At 40.0% G+C, this 9,107-nt stretch carries 5 protein-coding genes; 2 read left to right on the top strand and 3 right to left on the bottom strand.

The window, feature by feature from the left end; translation table 11 throughout:
• The coding region (locus ABDZ53_RS00025) for a PD-(D/E)XK nuclease family protein (protein WP_343752709.1) at positions 1–2,355 on the top strand (2,355 nt) is incomplete at its 5' end.
• Positions 2,352–6,137 carry a helicase-exonuclease AddAB subunit AddA gene (addA, locus tag ABDZ53_RS00020; protein ID WP_343752707.1) on the top strand — a complete coding sequence of 1,262 codons (3,786 nt, stop codon included), beginning with the start codon at positions 2,352–2,354 and terminating at the stop codon, positions 6,135–6,137. The genes ABDZ53_RS00025 and addA, both read left to right, overlap by 4 nt.
• Positions 6,138–6,196: 59 nt before the next feature.
• Here addA and ABDZ53_RS00015 read toward each other — a convergent pair whose 3' ends face one another.
• Genes ABDZ53_RS00015 through ABDZ53_RS00005 form a run of 3 tightly spaced genes read right to left on the bottom strand, consistent with a single transcriptional unit; the run spans position 6,197 to position 9,018 of the window.
• Positions 6,197–7,438: a putative glycoside hydrolase gene (locus tag ABDZ53_RS00015; RefSeq protein WP_343752705.1), complete on the bottom strand. Its 1,242-nt coding sequence runs from the start codon at positions 7,436–7,438 to the stop codon at positions 6,197–6,199.
• Entirely contained in the window at positions 7,431–8,357 is a 927-nt protein-coding gene (locus tag ABDZ53_RS00010; RefSeq protein ID WP_343752703.1) for a polysaccharide deacetylase family protein, read from the bottom strand. Before ABDZ53_RS00010 ends, ABDZ53_RS00015 begins: the two co-directional genes overlap by 8 nt.
• Positions 8,358–8,370: 13 nt before the next feature.
• On the bottom strand, positions 8,371–9,018 hold the full coding sequence (locus ABDZ53_RS00005) for a YkyA family protein (protein ID WP_343752701.1): 648 nt from the start codon (positions 9,016–9,018) through the stop codon (positions 8,371–8,373).
• Positions 9,019–9,107 lie beyond the last annotated feature (89 nt).

The following is a 9,107-nucleotide window of genomic DNA, read 5'->3' as shown; positions in this document are numbered from 1 at the left end:
TTATTTGTTCCACGTGTCAAAGACGAAATTCTTCCAAAAGACCAATTAGAACGTTTGCACTATTTTGACGTGAAAACAGAAGACTGGCGCAAACAAGTCGATATTTTAGAGAATGTGGTCTTAGCTTATGGGTATGAAGGAAAAGACTGGAAACCGGATGAGGACTGGATATATGCCCGTTTTCATTTAGAAGAAATGGATGAACAGTTAGATGCAGATAAATGGATGCAAGACATTGCTAACCAAGCAAAAAATGAGATTCGTTCCATCTTGCTTCCATTCTATAAATGCTTATCAAAAGCAGAAACGAATCAGGATGCTGCTAGAATTCTATACCAGTTTATTGAAAAACAGGGTGTCCATGAACACATGCTTTATTGGCGAGATCAGGCGCTAGAAGAAGGCGACTTGGATGATGCTCGTAAACATGAACAAGTGTGGCAGACCTTTATTCAGTTATTGGATGAATTTGTGGATGTTTTAGGTGACGAAAAATGGGACATTGAATCTTTTCAGACGATTTTGGAAACTGGATTTGAACAAGCGACTTACAGTATCGTTCCTCCAAGCATTGATCAGGTTCAATTCTCAAGTTTTGATAAATCACGAATAAATACTCGGAAAGTGGTTTTTATCCTTGGTTTAACTGATACTAAGTTACCAATGAACGTCGAAAATGATTCTATCCTAACAGATGAAGACCGTGAAACCTTATCTCAGGTGTTGCCTGTCGATAAATTCCTGGCACCGACCACTAGCGGCTTATTGGCCAGCGAACCTTTTGCAGCGTACCTTGCGTTTATGAATGCATCAGAAAAGCTGATACTAAGCTACCCTGTACGCAATGATGGAGCAGGAGACAATCGATTGAGTCCTTATATTGACCGATTGGCCCGTTATTTTTCGATTCCCATTCAGTCTTATTATTCTGAAGCGAGCGTATTGAGAGAGGAATCCTTATCTGCACTTTCTCATTACATTGGTTCCAGAGTCCATACCATCGGACAACTCGTGACTGTATTAAGAGAAAGCTTGGATTTAAACCAGTATCCGCCTATGTTCTGGGTGCTCTTGTATCTGTCTTTAAGTAAAGGAACAACGCCTTTAGAGAGACGGATTCTCAGCAGTTTAGAATACAGAAATGTACCTAAGCCACTACCTAATGAGTTAGCAGAAGAATTATACGGGAAAAATCTGTATCTGTCTGTTTCTCAATTAGAAAGTTTTTATCTTGATCCTTATAGTCATTTCCTGCGCTACGGCTTAAGACTAAGAGAACGTGCTGTTCAAGAACTCACACCAGCAGAAACAGGGAATTTCTTCCACGATGCGCTGGACAGTGTCTTTCGAACGATTGTTAATCGAGATTTGGCATTTAACACATTAACGGAGAAAGAACTCAATACAATAACCAATGAAGTCTTGTCGTCGCTGTATGATAAAAACAAGTTTCGTTTATTATCCATGTCTAACCGCATGCAGTTTGTGCGTAAGCAACTTAGTCAAACCGTACGTCAAATGCTGTGGGCTATGTTAAACCAATCGAAACGCACGAAGATGACAGCTAAAAAATCTGAAGTATTATTTGGCAGATTAGCTGGAAAACAGGGCATACCCGGTTTATCTTTCCCATTAAATAATGGAGGAGAACTGCATGTTCGAGGAAAAATTGATCGACTCGATACGTTAGAGTTGGATAATCAGCTTTATTTAAGTGTGGTGGATTACAAATCAAGTGATAAGACCTTGGACTTCCAAGAATTATATCATGGCTTAATGTTACAACTGCTCACTTATTTAGATACAGCAGTCGAATTTTCCGAAGAATTGTTTGGTCAAAAAGCGAGACCTGCAGGGGCATTTTATGCTCATGTGAAGAATCCTATGCTGGATGGGAAGAAACTGAAAGGGAAAGACCCGTTACTAGAGATGCTGAAAACCTTTAAAATGAAAGGGATCCTATTGAACGAAGAAGACTTGCTGCTTCAGATGGATCACACCCTCGAACCAAAAATCGTGTCTATGATTTATCCCTTAAGACAAAAAGCGGACAGTTCGTTAAGTGGTGATTTTATTATGTTAGAAGATTTAGAACTCCTTCTCAGACACCAAAGAGATAAAATTCGAGAAGCAGGAAACTTAATTGTTTCAGGTGATAACCGATTGGCACCGATTTATGACAAAAAACGATTCACCCCATCCGTTGGGGGAGAGTATCAATCTATCTCTCAATTTGATGTATTGCTTCCGGATAATCAAAATCAGTACCGCAAGTTAACCCCTGTTAAGAATCAACAGGACTTAATTGACAAATTAAAAAGCAAGTATCACCTATTAGGAAAGGAGGAAAAGTGATGAGGACTTTACCAGAGAAACCAATTAATAGCCGTTTTACAGACCAGCAATGGCAAGCGATTTATGACGAAGGAAAAAACATTTTGGTTTCCGCATCAGCGGGTTCGGGTAAAACGACTGTTCTTGTCCAACGCGTGATTGAGAAAATAAAACAGTCCGTCAATGTCAACGAGCTGCTTGTCGTCACGTATACCAATGCAGCTGCTCGAGAGATGAAAGAAAGAATCCAGATTGCGATTCAAAGAGAGATAACAAATGAAAAGGATCCGTTAAAACGGCAGCACCTCATACGTCAGATTCCATTACTAGGGCATGCGGATATTTCCACTCTTCACTCATTCTGTCTAAAAGTCATTCGACGGTATTACTACTTAATTGACTTTGATCCCGTTTTTCGCTTATTAACGGATGACACTGAAATGGCTTTGATGCAAGAAGAAGTCTGGGATGAATTGAGAGAAGAGCTTTATGGAGAAGAAAATACGCTTTTTGAAACACTAGCCGCTTCTTATTCGAACGACAGAAACGATGAAGGGTTAACGGATCTTGTTTTTTCTCTCTATAATTTTTCACGAGCCAATCCACAACCTCTTGAATGGTTATCTGATTTAACTAAGACCTATCAGGTTCCAGACAATGATTTAGGAAAAAGTTTTATTTTTTCGTCTTTTATTAAGCCTAAGATACTAGATACCCTCCAAACCATTAAGGAGCTACTAGACGAAGGAATGACCATAGGGGAAGGCGAAGAAGAATTAGAAAAAGTAACGGACATTATGCAGAATGAACGTCTTTTGGCTGACGAAGTAGAAAAGCTTCTCACTGAAAATAAAATAGACGAAACATACCAATTATTAGATTCTTTTACATTCAAAACCTGGTCTGCGCCGAGAAAGAAGACGACGCCAGATGAAGTAAAAGAAGCGGCCGCTGACATGAAGAATTTCAGAGATCAAGCCAAGTCTCTCTATCAAGACACAATCATCAATCAGTATTTTGCTTTTTCTCCGAGTGAGCACGTTGAAAACATGTCTCAAGTAAAAGTCATGGTTGAAGAGATGGCTCGTGTAGCGACACTCTTTTATGAACGGTATCAAGAATATAAAGCGAACCGGAAAGTATTAGATTTTAACGATTTAGAGCATTTAACCTTATCCATTTTAGTACAGCGTGAGGGAGATATCGAATGGCCGTCAGAGGCTTCCTTACATTACAGGCAAGTGTTTAAAGAAGTGATGGTGGATGAGTACCAAGACATCAACCTGCTTCAGGAAACGATATTAAAATGGCTTACGAAAGACGATTCCTCTGCTGGTAACCAATTTATGGTAGGAGATGTGAAACAGTCCATCTATTCTTTTCGTTTAGCAGATCCCAGTTTATTCATTGATAAGTATGAGCGGTATGCTACAGGTGAAAGTGGCGAAAGAATTATTCTAGCCGAAAACTTCCGATCGACAAATGAGGTACTGTCTTTTACTAACTTTATCTTTGAGCAGTTAATGAATAAAGAAGTAGGAGATTTAGAATACGACAAAGCAGCTCAACTTGTTCATGGGTACAAAGACTTTCCAGAATCACCAAACTATGAAGCTGAGATACTCATTTATGAAACAGAACAAGAAGATACGGATGAAGAGCAAGATTTAGAAGAGTCTCCCTCTTTTGAAATAGACACGAAAGTAAAAGGCGAACTCTTCATGACAGCCAACAAGATTTTATCTATGATAGACAGCGGTTTTGAGATTTATGATAAAGAAGAAGACCGCATGCGTCCGATTCAATTTAAAGATATTGTCCTGCTTACACCGACTAAAATGAATAATATTGATATTCAAGAAGTCTTCAAGCAACTGAATATACCGGTTGCGGTGAATGAAACGCAAAACTATTTCCGAACAACGGAGATTAGCATCATGATGTCCTTACTGAAGATTATTGACAATCCTCAACAGGATATTCCGTTAGTAGCCGTACTACGATCACCTATTGTTGGCTTAGATGAGGTAGATCTCACACGTATTCGATTGATGAATAAGGAATCCTCTTATTATGATGCTCTCAGAGCTTTTGTTGAAAAAGAGGACTGGGAAGACGATAGGAATCTGCGTTTGAGAAAGAAATTGGCTGATTTTTTAGTTTCTTTTGAAAAATGGCGTAAACAGGCGAGACGGAAACAATTAGTCGAGCTGATATGGATGCTTTATGAGGACACAGGCTTTTTACATTACGTCAGTGGAATGAGTTCGGGCATTCAGCGTAAAGCGAATTTGCATGCTTTATATGAACGAGCTGCATCTTATGAGAAAACAGCTTTTAAAGGGCTCTTCCAATTTATTCGTTTTATTGAAAAAATGCAGAAGAAAGACAAGGACTTAGCTGAACCCTCAGCTGTTTCAGATGGGGAAAATGCGGTTCGCGTCATGACTATCCACGCCAGTAAAGGGCTGGAATTTCCAGTTGTGTTTGTGATGGATATGTCTAAGAAATTTAATTTAAGAGATAGTCAAGGAGCCACTGTTTTTGATGAGACTTACGGGGTTGGGGCTGAGTATCGAGATTTGGAAACGAGAGAAAAGAAAACAACCCTACCTGAAACAGCTCTAAAAAATCGAAAAAAAGCCAAATTGCTATCTGAACAGATGCGCGTGCTATACGTTGCTTTAACTCGTGCAGAACAAAAACTTATTTTAGTCGGTTCTTATAAAAATAAAGAGGTGGCCTTAAAAAATTGGGAATTAGTATCTGGACATCAACCGACTGTTTTACCTGATGATTTAAGATTAAATGCAAGAAGTTTTATGGACTGGATAGGGAGAAGTGTGATTAGACATAAGTGGTTGGATGAAGAAAGAGACCTGCCGGTTAAAAATAATCACATTCATACTTACCCAACTTCCTTTAATGTGTCCTTTTATAATCAAGGGGACTTAGAAGAGTCCATTATGACACGTCAACCTGAAGAAACGGAGAACTGGTATAAAGATTTAAAAGCGGGTACCATAGAGTTATCTGATGATAAGGAAGTCAAAGCTGCTGTGTCAGAAGCCTTAGATTTAATGAATAAACCGTACACGTACCAAACCGCTACTCAAACGACGAGTTATCAATCTGTTTCTGAAATTAAGCGATTATTTGAAGAACCCGATGACGGGCAGATGGTAAAAATTGACGTGACCAATCCGAGACAGGCCAGTCGATATGTGGAGACAGAGTGGAGTCGTCCCCGATTCATTTCTGAAACCACTAAGCCGACACCTGCAGAAATAGGACAAGCCACGCACTTGGTCCTTCAAGCCTTAGATCTAACGACGACTCCAACAAGAGAGCGCATCGATCAGTTGATACAGTCTTTAGCATCCGATGAAGTGATTACAGAAGAAATGGCTTCCTTAATCAATAGAGAGACCATTGAACGTTTCTTTGAGACAGATTTTGGGCAATTTATCCTTGAGCATGTTTCCAGCATGAGGAGAGAAGTGCCATTTTCCTTGTTGATGGAAGCGAGTGAGATCTTTAACGATATGGAAGACACACATGATAACATCTTGATTCATGGGATAGTGGATGGCTTTATTGAACAAGAGGAAGGCATTATCTTGTTTGACTATAAAACAGACCAAGTCAGACGATTTGGGAGTCGAGCAGGCGAGGTGATGCTGGAGAAATATAAAGGGCAATTGACTTTATATAAACGAGCTCTCGAATCGATATTAGACAAACCCGTGCTTCATTCCTATATTATCTTACTTGATACCACAGAAACGATAGAAGTCGTTTAAACATAAAAAGCGGAACAGACTGAATGCAATCGGCTGTTCCGCTTTTTTTTCTGTTTGCTTTAGTCGAAACTATAGGTGGCTCCTTCAGAATACGTGTTTCCAGCATTCCAAAGTAAAAATTCATTTACTCCATGATCGTGCAGGGCTCTAATTTGAGCCGATACTTCTTCAGCACCGTAACGGATATAGTTTCCAGCTCCTAAATAGGAAGCTGTGAAATCTTGTAACCATGGGCGCGTAATAGGAGCATCATCGCCTAATGCGTCTAATACAGCATTCTCATATTCCATGTAATTGTTCACTACGTTATACGGTTCTAAGTCTGGTTTGGCAATACCTAAAGTACCAGGTCCCCAGTGACTTGGGTAAATCATAGATGAAATGACGTCAACATTTTCTGAGATACGAGAAAAGTTTTGTCCAATTCCAGGCGTTTCTTCCATTGTTGCAGCATATCCGAAGATGTCTACTGAAACATCAACATCAAAGGCCTGCAATTCCTGGCGGGCATAGGCAACAAAATCAGTGACCGCGTCCACACGCTGTCTGATATTTGTTTCACCACTCTCTTCATAGTGCCCACGAGAATAAATGAGTTCTTCATCTCTTAATTCAAACCCTTCAGGGAAGCGAACATAGTCAAATTGAATATCCTTAAAGCCCATTTTGGCTGCTTCTTTAGCCACTTCTACGTTATAGTCCCAAACATCTTTCTCATACGGGTTAACAAAGCTTTCTCCGCGCCGGTTTGCCCAGACTGTCCCATCTTCATTTTGGAAGGAGAGGTCAGGGCGTTCATTAGCTAGACGGGAATCTTTAAATACAACAATACGAGCGATAGGGTAGATATCATTTTCTTCTAAATGAGGCATTAAAAACTCTGGATCCATGACAGGTCTGGAGAATTGATTAATCAGTTCATTATCTGTCTCGAATGGCATAACGATATCCCCATAGTCGTCTTTCACATCAATAACCATTGCATTCAGTTCAGTCGTATTGAGTAACTCAGTTAAAGTATGAAGGCGTTGACCGCCAGCTGAATGGGCAGTCACAAACACGCCTTTGACCCCATCTTCAGGGTAAGCAATATCAATGCCGCTGTCGTACTTAAACTGATCTGGAAACTCTTCCGGTACAGAGAGTAAAGGCTCTTCAGAATACGTTAGAAAAGTTAGGTCAAGTCCTTCTTCATCTGTTACATCCGCTTCTTCCTCAGCCCAAACGGTAGGGGTGAGAGCTCCTACAGCTAGTAGAGTAGCAGCTGAAGCCACAACTGTTTGTTTTATCCATTTACGCATTCGATTCATCCTCACTTTCAGTTTGTCCATCATTCACTGGTCTAATCAGATTAGGATCTAAAATCTCGTAACCTTTATCTCTTAAGCCTTCGATAATAGAAGGCGTCGCATCTCTTGTCCATTCTCTGTCATGCATAAGGAGATTCGCTCCGGGAACGAGCAGGTTGGTATTCACCATGATATCGGCTAAAGCATCAGCTTCCATGTATTCCGATTCAAAGTCGTACCCATAACTCCACTGCATCAAGACCATCCCATCCTCCTCAACGACTTGTTTGGAATGGTCAGTATTCACACCAAAAGGCGCACGGAAAAAGCGAGGGCGTTCCCCTATAATTTCTTCAATCAAATCACTGGTCTTTAAAATTTCTTCCGTTTGTTGATCCTCACTGATGTTCGAGAGGTTAGGGTGGGTATGGGTATGATTCCCAATGGCAAAGCCCATCTCATGCAACTGTTTTAATTCTTCCTGTCCTTCTTCGCTTTCAATATACATGCCGTTAACAAAGAATATAGCGGGAGCTTTGTGTTCAATGAGGTGTTCAGCAATCTCTAGAGCATACTTATCTGGTGCATCATCATATGTAAGTAATGCGACCTGGTTCGTTGCCTCTTTTCCTTCAATGACGCTTGCGTAAGCTAAATTATCCGGTCTGACTTCATATAAGTAGTCGGCTTCTTGTTCTTCTAAAGCCACATCTTCATCTTCTTCGGAGTCTTCATTGTCTTCGTTCGTATTTTCTTCATCTTCAGTCTGGTCGTCTTCGTTTTCTGAGTCGGTATCTGTTTCTGTATCCTCTGGTGTTTCCTGAAATTCTTCTGTTGCTTCTTCAGCAGCCGACTGGTCCTCATCTGTCGTATCACAAGCTGTCAAAAGCAGAGCAGAAGCTAGGGTAATATAGGTTAATGTGCGTTTCATGTAATCTCCCTCCTTATTCTTCTTCCGTTAATTGCTCATCAATAGAAGACTGTAATTGAGCGATAGAGTCATCCATTTCAACAATGACCTCGTCTAATTCAGCCAGTTCTGTTCTTAACTCCAACCGTTCTTCATTTAATGTTTCAATACCTTCTACGAATTCTTCATATGTGGCTTCATCTGTTGATAAAAAGGTAAAGTACTCGGACTGAGAATCCAATGTCGTGGCATACGCATCAGTATAAAGAGTCAAATGATCGGCAAAGGCATCAGTGGAGGAGATGACGGCATCAATTTCGGCTTGATCCAATAATTCTCCTTCATATGTAGCGAGAACTTCCTGGTGTGCAGTCATTTCTTCTTCTTTTCCTTCTAACTCCGAAAGGACCGCGCGTCGTGTTTCTATATTTTCAAATACAGAGGCAGACTCGTCCCCAAATGTAGTTAAATCTTCATCCGTTTCCATAGTTTCAGTAAATTGCTCTTGTAACTGACTTTCCGTTTCAACTAACTGATTCAATTCCTCAACGGTTTCATTTTTTATTCTATCTAATTCAGTCGCAGCTTCTTGCATTTCTTCTAAATTTTCACTGTCATCACACGCAACCATCACGAGTGATAGAGAACTCATTGCGAGGAGAGCCCATTTCTTTTGAATCATGTCATTATCTCCTTTGTATTTAACGTATTTACAAATTTTTTACTGTTTTTATTCTGTTTATCTACTTTAAACGTTGTTATTACAACAAA

Source organism: Alkalibacterium iburiense (assembly GCF_039521845.1).
GTDB lineage: Bacteria > Bacillota > Bacilli > Lactobacillales > Carnobacteriaceae_A > Alkalibacterium > Alkalibacterium iburiense.
Note: the sequence above shows the minus strand (reverse complement) of the source record. Positions and strands in the feature narration are given on the sequence as shown.